This is a genomic window from Nitrosomonas sp. Is37, assembly GCF_033063275.1.
Taxonomy (GTDB): domain Bacteria; phylum Pseudomonadota; class Gammaproteobacteria; order Burkholderiales; family Nitrosomonadaceae; genus Nitrosomonas.
In genome coordinates this window covers 18,243-36,797 of the sequence record NZ_JAWJYP010000002.1, presented here as the reverse complement: position 1 = coordinate 36,797, position 18,555 = coordinate 18,243, and the positions used below count along the sequence as shown (strand labels likewise).

Sequence of the window (18,555 nt, the reverse complement as noted above, 5' to 3'; positions counted from 1 at the left end):
TGGCAGGATGGAACATATGGTAATCCAGGCGCGAAGCGACGTTGCTCTTCATTGCAGGGAACGGCCCTGCGGCCTCATCGCGCCTTGTCTCGCAATATGTATACCACCAAAAACAAGTTTTTATGGGTACGCGCTTAAACTAATAAATCGAAATATTTAGTCAATCATAAAATTATTTATTATGCAGAGTTCATATTTTCAATAACTTTTGCATGACTTTCAATATAGCGTTGGTATTTTTTCTCCTTAATGCTATCGATATGTACAAGAATCAAAGCATCCACACAATTAGAAAAATTGGGATCAATATTAAAACCTAGAAATTCGCAGCCTCCTGGGTGACATAGTTCTACATATTGCTTATATAGGATAGGTATCTTTACACCTAAATCATCCAGTCGTTCTTTAAGAATGGCAAATGCACTCTTGTATTCAATTTCGTCTGATACATTCTTAAATGCTATAAAGTCCTTAATCTGTGTAAAGTTAAATGGAAGTCTGGGTATGGAAAGCATTTTGTCATTGCCAAAAAGCTCTGTGTAAAAACTTGCAATGACTTTTTGTGCGGATTCAGGCATTGAGGTGCTCAATGAAACAGGCCCAATCATATAATGTATCTCTGGATGCAGATAAAGATAAGCGCCAATCCCATACCAGAGATAATCCAGACTACGTTTTCCCTGATATCTGGGCTGGATAAAACTACGCCCCAGTTCTATAGCATTTTCAAGGTAAGGAATGAATGACTGATCAAATTTGAACAAGCTGTTAGTATACAGACCTGTTTCCCCATATTTCCTGAGAATCTTGGCCGCCTCCCCTATACGGTAGGAACCAATAATTTCCAGCTCGTCTTCGTCCCATAAAATAAGGTGTCGGTAATATCGATCATAATTATCGATATCTAAAGAATTGCCCGTGCCTTCCTGCACCTGCCGGAAAGATAATTCGCGCAGACGCCCAATTTCACGCATTACACTGGAATTGGAAGCATAATCGAACAGATAAATATGCTTGCCATCCTGTGTTTTGCCTATTAATTGTGAAGCTTTGAGTTCTTTACGGATTAGCTTAGTTTTAACCGGATGGATAATATTCTCAATTGGTTTAAATAGTTCCTTTTTCTTCTTCTTACCTAATAAGTAAACCTGTTTGCGCATTAATTTGGCAATGTTTTTTTTAGGCATATCCATTGCTGCTATGGATTCCCACGGTATAGGTTTGCCAATCCTGAATGAAATTTCACAGCCTTTTTGATTGAACATTTCGTTGACCAACATCATTGTGCCCAACGGTTTGTAGATACTCGAAAGACCATAAAAAAGCATTGAATTTTTGCCACCAATATATACAGGAACAATTGGTGCATTGGTTCTTTTAGCCAGAGATAAAAAACCAGTTTTCCACTTGCCATCACGAATTCCAAGGGGAGATATACGTGAGACTTCTCCGGTTGGAAACATGATGACAGCTTGTTCTGCTTCCAGTGCTTCAACAATTTGAAGCATACTATCGCGATGCTTCACTGTTTTTGATAAATTATCAATCGAGAGAAATAAGCCTTGCAGGGGATCGATACAGTCCAGCAATGTAGTTGCAACAATTTTAACGTCGGTTCTGATCTCCGATATCAATTTAAGAAGTGCCAATCCATCCAGAGAGCCAAGCGGGTGATTGGCAACGATCAGTACACGACGCTGATCAGGTATATACGCCCGGTCTTTGCTAGAAACTTGAAATGTAAAATTAAAATGTTCAAGAACGGCATCATTGAATTCTAATCCTTCCAGGTATTTGTGAGTTTCAATAAAAAAGTTAATTTCATCCTGATGGAAAAGTTTTTTTAATACAGAAGAAGCGACCTTCATCAGAGGTTTATCAATCTTTTCATCCACATTCTGAAAATAATCTTTCAGCAAGGCATCGACATCAAGCATATATCTGCTCCCCATTAACACAAATTAATGCTAGATAAGATATATGATCAATATGACGAAGAAATGACGCAGAAATTACTCTAAGAAAATGAGCTTGAAGGATTCAACCTAGATCCTCAGTTGGTCGCTCATGTTGGCATTAACATTATGAATGTTATAGCCTTTTCTGTTATTTTTTTACTCTCACCTTCCGAGCGTTTACGCTCCGGTGCGGATTGTACGATTTTGCAAGCACATGATTATGTTGCAATTCCTTAGAATGGAACAACTATTCCGCGCCGTAGCACCTTGCCCTGCACTCGCGAAACCGCATACGCCTCCCGTCAGCACAGAATAATTGCGCCATGAGAGTTGAATTGATTGATTTATTTATATTTCAGCAGTTGAAGAAAGATCAGGATTAAACCATTGCTTGATGACATTTGCCAGCCATTCCGGCTCATCCAGTGGCAAATCATGGCCTGCCGTATCATGTTGCACATAGTCTGTTTGCCAAGCCTGTGCCAGTTTCAAGCTACAGCGATAATCAACCAGGTGATCAGCTTGACTGGCTACAATGAGTACTGGTTGCTTCGGTTTGGAAGTTACCGAAAATTTTAACGCAGCCAGGAATTGATTCCTGGTACTGACAGTTGACACTGGGTTTTCTCGTTGCCATTGCTGCCAGGACTCAAGCAGTTTGCTGTTGTGGCTGTGACGGTTTGAAGTCAGGGTCAGAATATCTGACTCCTTCTGCAAAGCTGACCGAAAAATCATTTTTATAGCATAGGGATAAATCGTCCAGCGTAAACGGTGGTAAAACGGAGATAGCGGTCTTGCGCTGGTATTGATTAAAACTGCTGCTTCCACTTCATCCGGATAGCGCATCATCCAATCAATAGCAATCATTCCTCCCATGGAAAGTGCGATCAGTCTGAGTGGCTGACGTATGAGCACTTGTTCGCGCAATGCTTCTGTCATGCCTGCAATCGTTTCTGGGCTAGTGGCACGATGCAATCGGCCATTACCAGGAATATCCAGCATAATAATATTAGCATTGGGAAACTGTTGCTGCAGATACTCGGTAAATCCTCCCCAGTGTCTTGTTTCACGCAACAACCCTCGAATCAATACAAAATGCTCACAATACTTCATGTGTACCACAGCGTTCGCGCCTGTTGCTCTAATTCCAGTGAGTCACTCTTAACAAGCCAGTTTTTATAAGATAAAGTCGCGTGCAACAAAAATTCCATCAGTATTAAATGGCCTCTCAGCACCCGATTAAGACGGTGTGGCTTTATCGGGTGATAAAGGCCCTGTAATTGACGTAACTGCAGCGGATTCTTGCGAATCCATCGCCAGGAACCCATTTCTAGAGTTAATGGCAGAAAAATATTATCACTTGACAACGATTTCAGATAAAGAAAATCCCAAAGATCACCATGTACTAGGTAATGTTGCGATTGGGGCTCAAAAAGATAATCTTGATAGGGATAAGTCTGCATAAAAAGCTTACGCAGATAAAAAACTTCTTTTAAATGCTTAATAGGTTCAAGTCGGCTTCTGGCATAAGGAAACCAGATTTGATTACGAGAACCAAAACCGGAATGGCAATCCAAAACTAGGCTGAATGGTGCAGGGAAAACTTTCTGTACAATAAAATCACATAACGCTTGCGCTTCAAGTTGCATCGCCTCAGAGGCTTTCCCACGGTACCATGGCAAATAAGATGAAATCCGATGCCCCCCTGCCAGCCAGACTGTCTTTTCATGACTATCTACTGGTGCATTACGCATCAAGTCGACACCTCGCCCATTCGCGCGGGTATAGTTCAACATGCCAACCGGGTTGATGAGCGGTAAAAAATTGATGCATACCCGTTCCAGAATATCAGCCAGGACCTGATCCCACTTTAAACGTTCTAACAGACCTTCTAGAAAAGCGATGACAACTTGTGTCCCAATGCGCTCTAGTCCATGGATACCTGCAACATAGGTAATGCAAGGAATATCTCGTGCCCTATTACCGAGTGTTATGGCATAAATTGGCAACATACCCTCATTACAGGGTACATGACAAAGCACTTGACTACATAAACCTGTTTTATTACCCAAATGAATAATTGCTTCAATTTGTTGTAGTTCAGGTAATAATTGTTTCAAGGTAGATGTGCCGTGCATTGGATATAAGGTACTGTGATACTAGAGAGTTACTATTAATAAAATAAATATTACACCAGATCATTAAGATCTTGTCTGTCATCGATGTTACATAAGTCTTTAATAGTCATTAAAGGTTCATTAACCTGTCAATTATTCCTTTCGTGATACATCATCTTTCTTTTTTCTAATAAAGATTTCATCAATATTTAACAAATAATTCAAAGAAGTTTAATAAGTTATCTTTAAGCTTTATTTCCATTCCTAGTTTACTTAAAAATACACTTATAGGGTGATAGTGAAGAACATAGTTCTCCTTCAAACATTTAGCTGCGCTGAAGAATTCAGCAGGTATGAGTTCAAAAATACATCACCCTTGCAGCTAATAACCTATTTCTCATGCGTAACATAAATCCAGGAGAGAGCTGTTGTGCAACCCAAATATGTTTTGAGTTTGGATGGAGGCGGTAGTCATTTGTTAATTCAACTTAGCGTGTTAGCTTGTCTTGAAGAAGATAGCGGTTCTTCAACTTACGATTTATTTGACATGGTTGCTGGCTCATCATCTGGGGGACTGATTGCATGTCTAATTCTGGGTCGAACAATGACTGCCAAGGAGATCATTCATACTGTTCTACAAGAAAAATTACTAGAAAAAATGATGACAGAACATAGGATGAGCAGGTTGCTAAATATCCTGCAAATTCGTCCCAAATATAGAGGTACCACAAAAAGCCTGGTATTAAAAAAAGAATTAGGAAACTTAAGGCTTTCATCACTTAGCAAACAAATATTGATTCCTAGTTTCAATCTTAATCGGGATCAATTAGAAATTTTCACCAATGAGAGTCAACCGGATTTTCTTCTTAGCGAAGTGGCAGATGCTTGCACTGCTGCACCAGCATATTATCCTCCAGTACAAATGGAAGATGGAAACTGGCGAATCGATGGAGGTATAGGTATGAATAATCCAGGCCTTAGTGTCTATCTTCATGCTAAGAAGTTTTGGAAGGAATGCGAGATAAAAGTGCTTTCCATTGGATCAGGTTGGCGCAGTTTCGCGATAAATGGCACTAAAGCCTGTGGATATGGTGGAGTTCAATGGTCGGCAAAAGGAGTAGCTTCATTAATTCTCAGGGAGAAAATGATTACAAATGTCAAAATTACTGAAGAGATGTTGGGCAATCGTGTGTTATATATCAATCATTATCTAAAAGACTTTGATATGCCAGGTGATATGGATTCTGCAAACAATCCAGTATTCCAGCAAAAGGCATTAGAAATCGGCAGAATCTGGTATGCGCAACATCGGGAACAGATTCAACAATGGCTGCAAATCTGATTGATCGCGAAAACCATAATCCTCATAATTATGCCAATCTCCCAGATCTGTTTAATTTATTTATCTTGCTTTATGCCACTTGTGTTCCTTCAGATAATCCAGCGATCATGACATCGGCAGTAAGGATCAGACTAGCAATCGAAGCGGCATTCTGTAAGGCACAACGTGTCACCTTGGTGGGATCGAGAATTCCCATTTCCAGGAGATCACCATATACCTCGGCTGCGGCGTTATAGCCAAAGTTACCGGTATTTTCCAATACCTTGGCAAGCACGATGGATGGTTCACCTCCCGCATTGGTGACGATTTGCCGTAAAGGTTCCTCTAAAGCCCGCACTACAATCTGGATACCGGCATCCTGTTCATGGTTGCTGCCCTTCAGTACACCGATGGCCGTTCTGGCCCGTAATAATGCGACACCGCCACCCGGCACGATGCCCTCTTCCACAGCAGCGCGGGTCGCACGCATCGCGTCTTCAATCCGGCTCCTTTTCTCTTTCATCTCTGTTTCGGTAGCGGCACCAACTTTGATGACTGCCACCCCGCCAGCGAGCTTGGCAGCACGCTCCTGTAGTTTTTCCTTGTCGTAACCGCTTGAAGCTGTTTCAATCTGTTTGCGGATTTCTTTGACACGGCTCTGGATCTTTTTGATCTCCCCTGCCCCGCCAACGAGAGTCGTATTTTCCTTATCCACTTCAACACGTTTTGTCTGACCGAGATCATTCAGCGTAATCTTCTGGAGGGAAAAACCGGTTTCTTCGGCGATCACGGTACCACCAGTGAGAATAGCAATATCTTCCAGCACAGCCTTGCGTCGGTCACCAAATCCTGGTGATTTAACGGCTATGGATTTAAGAATGCCGCGGATGTTATTGATCACCAGCGTCGCCAGTGCTTCTCCCTCAACATCCTCTGCAATGATAAGTAACGGCCGATTAGCCTTGGAGACTTGCTCCAGCAACGGTAATAGATCATGGATATTGCTGATCTTCTTTTCAGACAGAAGGATATAGGGATCATCCAGTTCCGCCGTTTGCTTGTCTGGGTTGTTGATAAAGTAGGGAGACAGGTAACCACGGTCAAACTGCATTCCCTCTACTATCTCCAACTCGTTCTCCAGACTCTGGCCATCTTCGATCATAATGACACCTTCCTTGCCTACTTTCTCCATGGCTTCAGCAATGATCTCGCCCACCATGGTATCGGCATTGGCGGAAATAGCACCCACCTGAGCAATCTCTTTCCGGGATATACAGGGTCTGGATACTTCCTTGAGCGCCTCCACTATAGCCGCAACCGCTATGTCAATGCCGCGCTTCAAATCCATAGGATTCATTCCTGCTGCAACAAACTTCATTCCCTCGCGGACAATCGCCTGCGCCAGTATTGTCGCGGTGGTGGTGCCATCTCCTGCCACATTGGATGTCTTGCTGGCAACCTCTCTCACCATCAGCGCGCCCATGTTTTCGAATTTATCTTCAAGCTCGATTTCCTTCGCCACCACAACACCAGAATTAGCGACCAAGGGTGGACCATAAGCACGTTCGAGAATGACATTGCGGCCTCTCGGGCCAAGTGTGACCTTGACGGCATTGGCTAGAATATTTATCCCCCTGACAATCTTGGTGTAAACAGCATCATGAAACAGGATTTGCTTTGCTGGCATTGGAGTCTCCTGAATGAACGCTTTGTAATCTTGGCAGGAAAATTTCCTTAATTACATGATCTCAAGCTGCTTGATAGCTTTCACATGTTTTTTTGGCATTGTCAATCTTAGTACACCATTTTCATACTTGGCTTGAGCTTTGTTCACATCTATTTCCGCGTCCAGCCTAATAGAACGGGAGATAGATTCCAGAGAACGTTCTCTAGAAATGATTCTTTCACCCTCTTTTTGTTCCACCTCTTTCTTTTTTTCGACAGTGATGGAAACACGGTTACTATCTAAATCAACTTTTATGTCCTCTTTATTTACACCGGGGATATCTGCAAGAATAGTATATGCAGTATCACTTTCTGATAAATCGACTTTTATCACGGGTATTTCTCCTATACGACGTATGCCTAAATTACAGAGCCAATCTTCAACAGTAGCAAGGAGATCAGATCGAGTAACAATACTAGGCTGAGTTGAAGATGGTTGCGTAGTACTTGATTCACTAGAAGGAGGTGTAGATGCTTGGCCAGTACTTGTTTCACTATGCAGAAATGAAGGTGATTGCGGGACATTTTTCATGATAGTTCTCCTTATCTAAAGCAGTGAAATTTCTTGAAAGCTTGGTCAACCAGTTTCCAGAACTCTAGCGACTGGTGAAACCTGCATAACTCAATCGCTGTCCTATCAATTAGCAGCGTAATCTTGACTGAGTCCCTTGTTATCTACTTTTTCTCTCACCTGCTCATACCTGTTCACACGATTTGCACTGCATGGTGATAGATGCAAGAAAGATCAATAACCGAAGGAGTAATTTATCCTAGGCTATCAATAAGAAAAAATAAATAAGTAGAAGCACGTATTTCTGATTAAAAAATACTGAAGCTTCTTCTCATTTCAATTTATCGTTAATACATGAAACTTTAATAATTCTGTCATTTGCTTGTCATCATCAGCTGTTAGCGTTCCGACAGCAATTTCCTGGAATCAACATACCAAATCTTCAATGCAACATAGTATCCATCATGCGAAGCAATTAGAATATTTACCATGCTCAATCTGACAAAATGGGAATAATTCTTATCAATGGTTTAAACGGAATAAGATCTCCCCGTGATTGATTCACTCATTAACTTATTAAAAAACTAAACTAACAAAGTTTTTAACTCATTAGATCATTATTAATTTTTCGTGAAAAATGAAAGCTCATTTCAGCAAAAGGGAACATGATTAACATTCCCTCACCCCAAAAAGTATTGATTATTTTCAATCCTATCTCTAGTGCGGGAAATACAGAATCGTTAGCCCATGAATATGGGGAATTCCTTGCTAATCATGGGATTGCTGTGGAAGTTAGCGAGTCAAAGAAAAAAATGAAATCTTACAAGCTTCTCGAGACAGACATTACAGGACATGATCTTTTAGTGGTGATCGGGGGGGATGGAACAGTCAGAAAACTCCTTCCTTTGCTTAGTAAAACAGATACTCCCGTTTACATGGTTCCCGGTGGAAACGAATCCTTATTTGCCCGTTCCTATGGAATGAGTGCAAATACAGAGGATTTGCTTCAAGCTATTACCAATGGAAGATGCCTGGAGCAATTTTATGGCCTGATCAGCGGTAACGGGATTCAGGGAGAAAAACCATTCTTTATTATGGCCTCGATGGGTTTTGATTCGCTCACAGTCAAGCAGATTGGCAAACGAATAGGGCCGATCAATGATTCGACGTACGTTCGGTGTGGATTTAATGCCTTAGTTTCTTTGCACCATCCTACCGTGACGGCTTATATCGATGGACAAACTGTCATTGATCGCAAATCAGGCTATGTCATTGTGGCTAATAGCTCAGCTTATGCAAGAAATTTACAACTTGTTCCTACCGCTAACCCATCTGTAAGAAAGCTTGTCCTTGGTTTTTTACCTGGTGCAAAGCATCAACATGAATTGATCAAAGCATTGAGAATGCTTCAACACAAACCTGCAGGGCTTCCCCTGCAGTATTTTTCAGGAGAGAGTATATCGCTTACATTACACGAACCGTCCTACCCTCTGCAGGTAGACGGTGATTATTTTCGTAACCGCGATATTGAAGCAGGAAGCACAATAAAATTCAGTATCAGTCAAAAACCAATCAGAGTATTGATTTAAGCGGCTCTGCTTCCATGCGCTTAGCCAACCTGTTAGGGGGAAGCAATCAGAATAGACTCAATATTCCCAAGAGAGAAATAACCTCCTTTTCATCAAATCCTTACTTTCCCTTACTTTCCCCTTATCTTCCCCTTACCTTCCTTTATGATGGCTTCCTTGCACCAAAATCTTGATTAACCCGAATATTTCAACGGTACAAATTGGGTTTGCGTAAATTTATCCAGAAGCGCTTGTTCATTAGCGTTTACTTTATGGTACAGATCAGCCTGGTGAAATATCCGGGTTAACTACCTTACCTTAACTACCTTACCCTTAGATAGCCGTATCATAATAATCATGGAAGCTGAGTTAGAAATTGACTGAAATTAATCAACTCGTCATATGAATTTCATAAAAGCGACATAATAAATTCATGAAATTCCTAAAGAATGCTAGGTAATTAGTGCGCTAAAACCCAATAACCTGACATTGAAGAGGAGTCAAACATGAATACGTCACTTAATATCCAGCCATATATTTCCCCACAGAAACTACTTCAAGCTCCCAAGTCTGCTTTGCTCATTCCTACTGATAGAGTGAAGAAATCAAATATCGTAATCACATGGGCAAAACGTCAAAGTGAAATTCGTGAAGCACAAAAGCTGAGATATGAAGTTTTTGCTGATGAAATGGGTGCAATTCTTCCAACCTATATTCCTGGTTTTGATATAGATGATTTTGATGATTATTGTGAGCACTTACTAGTGCGAGATCGTGAAACTTGGCAAGTAATTGGAACTTGCCGTGTATTGATGCCGGGACAAGCCCAGCTTGCAGGAAGAACATACATCGAAGGTGAATTTGATCTATCTTCCTTGCAATCGTTGCGAGAGCATATGGTTGAATTAGGCCGAAGTTGTGTGCACAAAAACTATCGTAATGGAGTTGTTATTAAAGCATTATTGAAAGCATTGATAAACTTTATGGTGCTTAAGAAGTTAAGCTATCTGATAGGTTGCGTTAGCATACCGATGAATATGAGTTCAAGTGGCAATAAGCGGATATGTTCGGGGGATGCTGCTGCAAGTATTTGGCGCCAAGTTCGGGATAAGTATATGGTGGATACTCACTATCAAGTTAGACCACGTTTTCCTCTGCCAGTTGATTGCTTAGATCAAACTTTAAAAATTAATCCCCCTTCCCTGCTTAAAGGTTATTTACGCCTGGGGGCAAAAGTATTGGGAGGGCCTGCATGGGATCCTAACTTTAATACTGCTGATTTGCCCATGCTATTGCAAATTAAAGATCTACCAAACCGCTACTGTAAATATTTTCTGGGGTAATCATGAATAAGCTCAATGATTATTTATATGCTAATCCTGCTTTAAAAGCTTCAATTTTAAAAAACGAAGATTCCTCAGAAATAAATACTAAGCTAAGAGTTCGTACGGTTTTTATTTCTGATATCCATCTCGGTACTCCAGGTTGTCAGGCACAAGCCTTATTGGATTTTCTAAGAGCTTATCCAAGCGAACAGCTTTATCTGGTAGGAGATATTATCGATGGCTGGCAGTTACGCACACGTTGGTATTGGCCGCAAGCTCACAATGATGTCATACAAAAGTTACTACGTCGTGTCCGAAAAGGATGCAAGGTAGTGTACGTGCCAGGTAATCACGATGAATTTGCTCGTCAGTTTTTAGGTCACTCTTTTGGTGGTATAGAAGTAGTAGAGGAAGTTATCTATGAGACCGTTGACAGTCGTAAATTCTGGATAATACATGGCGATTATTTTGATGGAGTAATACAATGTGCTAAATGGCTTGCTTATGTCGGTGATAATCTTTACGAATTTACCTTAAAGCTTAATCGTTATTTGAATTCGCTCCGCGCTCGATTAGGTTTGCCTTATTGGTCACTCTCCCGGTATCTTAAACACAAAGTTAAAACAGCAGTTAGCTATGTAACTTCTTTTGAGCAAGCCGTTGCTACGGAAACACGTCGTCGTGGACTCGATGGTGTCATCTGTGGGCATATTCATCACGCAGAGATACGCGATATCGATGGTATTACATACTGTAACGATGGAGACTGGGTCGAGAGTCTTTCTGCATTGGTAGAACACTTCGATGGACGAATCGAGCTGATTCATTGGCCTCAGTGTCAACTAGAACTGGAAAATCAATGTTCAACCAGGATGGATGATGCTTTGGTTGTCCCTGATAATATACCTGCTACGGCAAGAGTCGAAAAAAAAGACGAGGCACTGGCATGAAACTTGCTCTAATAACTGATGCATGGCACCCTCAAGTTAATGGTGTTGTAACTACTCTGGTAGAGTTGGTTAAAGAACTCAAAAAACTCAATCATTATGTAGAAATCATTCACCCAAATCTTTTCAGTACTCGTCCTTGTCCGGGTTATCCAGGAATTGATCTGGCTATTCGCCCTAAAAAGCAAATGTCACAAATTCTGGAGGCGCTTGATCCTGACGCCATCCATATTGCTACTGAAGGTCCACTGGGTTGGGCAGCTCGTTCCTTATGCTTGCAATCTGGCTGGTCTTTTACCTCTGCATTTCACACAAAATTTCCAGAGATCTTTAATGCATCGGTCAAAGTTCCTGTTTCTTGGGGATATGCCCTGCTTAAACATTTTCACCAATCTTCATCAGGTGTAATGGTTCCTACACAATCTGTTTTATCTGGTTTACAAAAGCGAGGCTTCCAGAATCTCAGACCTTGGACGCATGGAGTGGATACTGATCTTTTTAGGTATCATGATCAACCTGTTTTTTTCCCAACTTTAGGTGCTTTACCAAGACCTGTTGCATTATTTGTGGGTCGTATTTCATATGAAAAAAATATTGAAGCATTCCTGAAAATGGATTTTCCAGGAAGTAAGATAGTTTGTGGTGTAGGACCATTGGAGAAGCAACTCAGGCAACGCTTTCCTGAGGTATATTGGTTGGGAATACTGCCACGCGATGAATTGGTTATGTTATATGCCAGCGCTGATGTTTTTGTATTTCCCAGTAAAGCGGACACCTTTGGGTTAGTTTTACTTGAGGCGATGGCAACAGGCACACCCGTAGCTTGTTATCCTGTTGATGGTCCGTTAGAGGTGATTGGTAATAGTGGAGGAGGGATCATGTCAAATGATCTGGAAGATGCTGTTTTAAAAGCCCTTCAAATTTCTCGGCAGGAAGCACGAGCAAGAGCTGAAGCTTTTAGTTGGTATGCAGCTGCGAAGAATTTTGTTGATTATTTAGAACCTATTCGGTAATAGTTAAGTGCAAGAATTTTTAAAACCTGCAAAATTTTTACGTTGAACCTTATCAAAAAAAGCTGCGTTACCGCAGCTTTTTTTATCGCGCGACCAGACATCTCAACAAAATAGAGCTTCCCCAAAAAAGGAAATTTTGCAAAGGCCTCTGAATAGTTACGATTAAAAAAATCTGAAGGTTATATACCATGAAAATCAGCATACCTCTTTCGCTATTCAGTGGAGTTATCAGAGAATCCTCAATCTGTGACCAAAGCAACAATGAATTAATAAAATTTTAATTTGTTGTTAATGAAAGCGTAACGTTCTTAAATCAGAATTCGCAGCGGCCAGATGAATTTAATCAGGTGCTTTCTAATTTATCCGACAAAATTTAATTTATTCTGCTAGGAATACAGTTATGAAAAATAAATCTTCTTTTATATTTGTGGTCGCTGCTTTGGCTGCCGGTTCTTCAATGAATGCTGTTGCCGAAGGTGTTACCGGACCTTCTAGCTCTGCCTCCCCTTATCTGACACCCTTAACCAGCGTTGTAGAATTTTCTTCTATTCTGACGGTGGGCGACAGCGTCAAGCTCAAGCATAAAGGCAACGAGACCTATCGCATGGTCGGCATTCCGGATGGTTTGGGTGCCTACGACAACGGCGACGGCACCATCACCGTGCTGATGAATCATGAATTGCGCAATACAGCCGGGGTGGTACGCAACCATGGCAACAAAGGCGCGTTCGTGTCCAAGTGGCAAATCCGAAAGAGCGATCTCAAAGTACTTAATGGCGAAGATTTGATTGAGAAACTTGAACTGATTGATCCAGACCAGACTGCCATCAACCGTCTATGCTCCGCCGATCTGCCAATGCCAAGTGCTTTTTTCAATAGCAACACCGGCAAAGGCTTTAGCGAAGGGCGCATCTTCATGAGTGGCGAAGAAGTTGATGCTGTAGGCCGTGCCTTTGCTCATGTAGCGGAAGGCCGTCAACATGGCGCCTCTTATGAACTGCCTGCTTTGGGTAAAGCGGCTTGGGAAAACGTGGTGGCCAGCCCCTATGAGCAGGATAAAACTATTGTTGCCGGATTGGATGACGGCAACCGTCTCGCCAGCAAGGTCTACTTCTATGTCGGCAATAAGCAAGAGAGCGGTAATCCGGTTGAAATGGCCGGTTTGACCAACGGTATCAGCTATCAGCTTCTGATTGGTTCTCATGTGACCGAAGCTACCATCCCGAATGGCCATACTGATCAATTTAGCTTGGTCGCATCCGGCGGTACCGGTACCGGTCTCAATCGCGTCGAAGACGGTGCATGGGACACAAAAAATCCAAATCGTTTCTATTTTGTAACCACTGACCAATTTGATGGTAATAGCCGTCTGTGGAGCGCTACATTCCAAGACATCACTAAACCAGAATTAGGCGGTGAAATCAAGGTGCTGATCGACGGAGCCGTGAGTGGTCCACAAATGATGGATAACATGACGGTCGATGGTGCCGGCAATGTCTGGATTCAGGAAGACGTTGGCAATCAGGTTCACCTCGGCAAAATCTGGAAATTCGAGCCGACTACCGGTAACCTGACAACCATTGCTCAACATGATGCCGAGCGCTTCATCTCTGGCGCTTCAGCCGACATCGATGGTTCGGGTAATAAGCAATCTGACGAAGAGTCCTCCGGCATCATAGAAGTTACCGAGATGTTCAACGGCGTTCCTGGCTACGACACAGAGAATAGCCGTTACTTCCTGTTCGATGTGCAAGCACACTACAGTACCGTCAATGGCGTCGCACTCGATCCGGAACTGGTAGAGGGTGGTCAACTATTGATGATGAAAGCGCCCAAGTAAAAGATGGCAGCCATGTCAGGAAGGCTGCTCCCTGACATGGTATCTTATAGAATCCAATATTTCATAAAATATGAACATTAAATGAGAGGTAAAGATCGAGAGTTATCAAAAAGAAATCAATAAATTCCCGCCCCTAAAAATACCATCATGATTCTGATAAATATTGCTATTGAAGAATACGAAATTTTCAGAAATCAATCTCCAAGCCTGCCAGTAAACTGATCTGGCACCAGAAGACAGTGCAGTCCGTCTTATCCATCAACAAGCACCCACGAATAAGTTAGCGGCGCAAACAGTCGATTTCCAGATGGAAACGCTCAATTGGCTGCGCAAGCTACAATTGAAGAGTGGCAACACTTGTGCAAGAAACTGACAAAAAAAAGCAAAGCTGAATCAAGCATCATTTTGTTGGAAGAAAACCATTAATACTATATCTTTGTAGGTGGGCAAATGCTGAATTTACTGCTAACCCTGAGCGTCGCTCATGTGATGTTCTATAAAGTGTTTCCAGAAATTACGGCAAGAATTTGATTTATTTTCATTTTCTTAGGAAATAATATGAAAAAATACTTATTTGCTTTGCTGTTTTTATTTCTGCCTGCAGTCAGCGCCATCGCTACAGAAAATATCGCACCTAAAGAAGTATTTGGAGCGGTTACCGTGGACACTGTGACCGCCAAGCGGTTATATGATCAAGGCTATATTTTTATCGATGTGCGTAAATTGGAATTTTTCAATTATGAACACATCCGAGGAGCTCAGCATCTGGATGTCAACAGTGAGCTTTTTACTGCCGGCAATCTGAATGTCCTTGCCGAGAAGAATCAAGCTATTGTTTTCTACGGTAATGGGATTCATAGCCTGAGCAGCTCCAAAGCCAGCAAAAAAGCAGCAGAATGGGGATGGCGCAGAATCTATTATTATCGGGAAGGATTCCCGAAATGGAAAGAGGCCGGCCATCCTGTCGAATAGTCAGCAAAATACCCATTAGCTGATAAAGTAATTCCATTTCTAAATCAAACCTGACTTAGTCAGCTTCTATCCAAACTGGAAAAATTTATAGTGTCTACCCCTTGAGCAGCACTATGCCAGCGCTGCTCAAGTTGGGGTTAAGTCCGTTACTTTGACGTTTGCTGGAGTGCTTGTTCGATCGTTGCCACGACTTCCGGATCAAACGGTTTCGTATGGGGACTAAATTGCTTAATCAGCTTGCCATCCCGGTCAATCAAAAATTTATGAAAATTCCAGGTGGGATAGGTACCTGAAACTTCCGCCAGTTGCTGAAAGAATGGATGAGCCTCTGCTTTCTTTACCATTGTCTTCTCAAACATGGGAAATTTGACGCCATAAGTTAACCGGCAAAAATCCTGTATTTCCTCTTCTGTACCAGGCTCCTGTTCCATAAAATCATTAGATGGGAAGCCAAGCACAGCAAATCCCTGTTTCTCATACGTTTCGTGCAATTTCTCCAAACCATCGTATTGAGGCGTATAACCACATTTACTGGCAGTATTCACCACGAGCACTACCTTACCGGAATAGGCATTACACAGATTCACCACCTCAGTGCCTGCCAGTTTTCTAAAATTCTGATCGAGTAAGCTGTCCCGACAGCTGAAAACAGGTTGAACAAAAAAAATTAACATGAACAGCAGAACAATACGCATGGGTTTCTCCTTTTGTTAACAGTCAATCCACAAGGGAAGATCTGAATAAGCTCAGCATGACGCACTCCTCACCACAAATGATTGCGATCCTCATCCCTATCTTTCAGCGGGCCCAAACCGCCTACGCTCTGTCTTAGGGTGTTGGGTAAGCTGGCAAGCAAGTCGGTAAGTACGAAGTGCTTTTTGCGCATACCCCAGCACACTGTCATGAGGATAGTAAATCACCTCGTTCAGATTGTCTTCAGCGGTAATACCAGCCGGAAAATCAGTCAGCAACTCAATGCCTTCACTCATATGTTCTGCAGTATAAATATGAAATAAGCCATGAGAAACTGCTTCGATCACATGATGTGACAGCATGAGATGCCTGCGGTTGCGATGGGGAATCAATACGCCATGCGTGCCATCCAAGCCCGCTTTCTCACAAACATTAAAAAAACCTTCTATCTTTTCATTAATGCCCCCTACCGGCAGGATTTCACCATACTGATTAATTGCACCTGTCACTGCAATTCCCTGTCTAAGTGGCACCCCCGATAATGCAGAAAGCAAGGCGTATAATTCTGCACACGAGGCAGAATCTCCTTCAATGCCATTGTATTCCTGTTCAAACACGATGGAAGCATTGAGTGCAAGCGGTGCGATATGGGCAAACAAAGCTGATAGGTAATTCTGCAATATGAACATGCCTTTGTCGTGGATCGGCCCGGAAAGCCCTACCTCGCGCTCAATATTCAGCACCCCATTTTCACCTGCAAACGTATGTGCGGTGATGCGCACCGGCGCGCCAAAACAGTGATCACCCAAATCTATTTGCGTCAGCCCATTAATCTGCCCAACCTTTTCTCCTTTGATTACAATCGAGACATCACCATCTGCGATCGATTCCTGCAAGCATTGATCCGGATAATTATGACGATGGATGCGCGCCTGCAATGCATTTTCAACATCGGCCACATCAACCAGGCAGCCGGTATGGACTTTGCACTGGGCTGCGCTCTCTAATACCAGTGTTTCAGTACGGCTGAAAATGGCACTCTGACGGGATTGATCGTTAGCTGCCCGGTGACAATCCTCCAGCAAACGCGCAGCAGCAGCTGCGGTAAAATGGGGCAAACCCGCTTCATGACAGGCGTGTGCTACAAAAATGGAGGAAGCATGACGGCTTTGCTCATTGGATACAAAGCTATCGGCAAAATCAACCTTGACGCGGAAACGCCTGGCAAGTTCTGGATTCTCTTCCTGTAAGAGATAGTATTGTTCCCGCGAACCGATCAAAATGATCTTAACCCGAATCCGTACTGCTTCCGGTTCAAGCGAAACAGCTGGAATCTGGGTCAAGGCCGTTCCAGGTTCCTCAATCTGCAACAGATTACTGCGCAGCAGGCGGCATAATTTCTCCCATAGCAGGCCATCCACTAATAAGTCATCAAGATGGAGCATGAGAAAGCCGCCATGTGCCTTGAGCAGACTACCAGCACGGATACGCGTAAAATCTGTCTCTAGCACCCCTTCCACTGATTGGTACTCGATACTGCCAAACATTGATCGAATAGATGGACTTTCTTCAATAATGACCGGTGCACCCTTCAAATCATGATTATCTACTGCCAGATTAATCTGATAGCGCGCTAATAAGGATTTGATCTCCTCCTTGCGTTTTTCTTCGTCTGAAACGGAGATTCTGAACAATGCAATATTGTTAAGAATATCCTCTTCCATCTTTGCCAGATAATGATTGAATTTGTTCCCATCCTCTGCGGATAATTTCAGCGCACCAGGGATTGCCTTTAATTCGCTTTTCAACAGCAATTTAACCTTATTGCGCTCTAACGTCATCAGAGCTTCATCTTTTATCCGCTCCAGTGGGCGCACCTTCTCAAAATAGCGTGTGATCTCAGCTTGCAAAGCCTGCTCGGCTTGCTCAATTTCGGCTCTTCGCTCCTTAGGTAGCGCTAGTACTTCTGGCTCAGTTAAAATTTTTCCTGATTTATCCAGCAGTGTAAAAACCATACGGCCAGCTTCCCGTTGAATGGCGAAATGGTGCTTCTCAGCAAACACGTCAAGCTCTGCAAAGGCTTTGGCCTCTTCTAGTTTAAAATTTTTTTCAATCCGCTTACTTTCCGCTTTGAAATCAGATTCCTCAAGACAACGGGGTATTTCTGCTTGCAAATATTTTGCTAGCTCTGTCAGCTTTTGACGTAACAGACGTCCCTGTCCTGCTGGTAGACGCAAGGCAAGTGGCTTTTCTGGCACTTCAAAGTGATGCAGAAAGCACAAATCAGGTGGAACAGGCTTGTTCAGGGCCACTTTCGCCATCGCCTGCCGTAGCAATGAAGATCGCCCGCTACCTACTTCCCCAAGCACAAACAAATTATAGTCAGGCTGCTCCATTTCGAGTCCGAAGTAAGCGGCCTTCTCGGCACGCTCCTGCCCGATCCAGGAAAGTGGCTGACCGACCAGTTCTGAAGTATCGATAAATCCAAGTGAATCAGGATCAATCGTCAGGCGAAGCTCGTGCGGAGTCAGTTCAATAATTAGCATTTATCAGTATTTCTATTGT

At 42.6% G+C, this 18,555-nt stretch carries 14 protein-coding genes; 7 read left to right on the top strand and 7 right to left on the bottom strand.

The annotated features are described in order from the left end of the window. Positions 1-179: 179 nt before the first annotated feature. The 3 genes from R2Q26_RS01215 to R2Q26_RS01205 form a co-directional block, all read right to left on the bottom strand. A complete protein-coding gene (locus tag R2Q26_RS01215) occupies positions 180-1,937 on the bottom strand; it encodes a lysophospholipid acyltransferase family protein (RefSeq protein WP_317534590.1) in 1,758 nt (585 codons plus the stop codon). A gap of 369 nt (positions 1,938-2,306) precedes the next feature. Beyond that, positions 2,307-3,071, bottom strand: a complete 765-nt coding sequence (locus R2Q26_RS01210) for an alpha/beta hydrolase (protein WP_317534732.1) — start codon at positions 3,069-3,071, stop codon at positions 2,307-2,309. Beyond that, positions 3,068-4,078, bottom strand: a complete 1,011-nt coding sequence (locus R2Q26_RS01205; RefSeq protein ID WP_317534589.1) for a M14 family zinc carboxypeptidase — start codon at positions 4,076-4,078, stop codon at positions 3,068-3,070. Before R2Q26_RS01205 ends, R2Q26_RS01210 begins: the two co-directional genes overlap by 4 nt. 427 nt (positions 4,079-4,505) lie before the next feature. Between R2Q26_RS01205 and R2Q26_RS01200 the strand changes: the two genes are divergently transcribed. Beyond that, a complete protein-coding gene (locus R2Q26_RS01200; RefSeq protein ID WP_317534588.1) occupies positions 4,506-5,417 on the top strand; it encodes a patatin-like phospholipase family protein in 912 nt (303 codons plus the stop codon). 70 nt (positions 5,418-5,487) lie between these two features. Here R2Q26_RS01200 and groL read toward each other — a convergent pair whose 3' ends face one another. Together groL and R2Q26_RS01190 are read right to left on the bottom strand one after the other, a co-directional pair. Beyond that, positions 5,488-7,083, bottom strand: coding sequence for a chaperonin GroEL (gene groL, locus R2Q26_RS01195; RefSeq protein WP_317534587.1), 1,596 nt, complete (start codon positions 7,081-7,083; stop codon positions 5,488-5,490). A gap of 51 nt (positions 7,084-7,134) precedes the next feature. Then, positions 7,135-7,653, bottom strand: coding sequence for an Hsp20/alpha crystallin family protein (locus R2Q26_RS01190; protein ID WP_317534586.1), 519 nt, complete (start codon positions 7,651-7,653; stop codon positions 7,135-7,137). A 644-nt stretch (positions 7,654-8,297) separates the two neighbouring features. Here R2Q26_RS01190 and R2Q26_RS01185 point away from each other — a divergent pair. The 6 genes from R2Q26_RS01185 to R2Q26_RS01160 all read left to right on the top strand — a co-directional run bounded on the left by R2Q26_RS01185 (position 8,298) and on the right by R2Q26_RS01160 (position 15,297). After that, a complete protein-coding gene (locus R2Q26_RS01185; RefSeq protein WP_317534585.1) occupies positions 8,298-9,221 on the top strand; it encodes a diacylglycerol/lipid kinase family protein in 924 nt (307 codons plus the stop codon). 485 nt (positions 9,222-9,706) lie between these two features. After that, entirely contained in the window at positions 9,707-10,543 is an 837-nt protein-coding gene (locus R2Q26_RS01180) for a GNAT family N-acetyltransferase (protein WP_317534584.1), read from the top strand. 2 nt (positions 10,544-10,545) lie between these two features. After that, positions 10,546-11,475 carry a UDP-2,3-diacylglucosamine diphosphatase gene (locus tag R2Q26_RS01175; protein WP_317534583.1) on the top strand — a complete coding sequence of 310 codons (930 nt, stop codon included), beginning with the start codon at positions 10,546-10,548 and terminating at the stop codon, positions 11,473-11,475. Further along, entirely contained in the window at positions 11,472-12,485 is a 1,014-nt protein-coding gene (locus tag R2Q26_RS01170; RefSeq protein WP_317534582.1) for a glycosyltransferase family 1 protein, read from the top strand. Before R2Q26_RS01175 ends, R2Q26_RS01170 begins: the two co-directional genes overlap by 4 nt. Before the next feature lie 400 nt (positions 12,486-12,885). After that, on the top strand, positions 12,886-14,325 hold the full coding sequence (locus tag R2Q26_RS01165) for a hypothetical protein (RefSeq protein ID WP_317534581.1): 1,440 nt from the start codon (positions 12,886-12,888) through the stop codon (positions 14,323-14,325). Between the two features lie 558 nt (positions 14,326-14,883). Beyond that, on the top strand, positions 14,884-15,297 hold the full coding sequence (locus tag R2Q26_RS01160) for a rhodanese-like domain-containing protein (protein ID WP_317534580.1): 414 nt from the start codon (positions 14,884-14,886) through the stop codon (positions 15,295-15,297). Positions 15,298-15,443: 146 nt separating this feature from the next. Here the strand turns inward: R2Q26_RS01160 and R2Q26_RS01155 are convergent, their stop codons facing one another. After that, positions 15,444-15,992 carry a glutathione peroxidase gene (locus R2Q26_RS01155; RefSeq protein ID WP_317534579.1) on the bottom strand — a complete coding sequence of 183 codons (549 nt, stop codon included), beginning with the start codon at positions 15,990-15,992 and terminating at the stop codon, positions 15,444-15,446. A 96-nt stretch (positions 15,993-16,088) separates the two neighbouring features. Continuing rightward, a complete protein-coding gene (locus tag R2Q26_RS01150) occupies positions 16,089-18,536 on the bottom strand; it encodes an ATP-binding protein (protein WP_317534578.1) in 2,448 nt (815 codons plus the stop codon). Positions 18,537-18,555 lie beyond the last annotated feature (19 nt).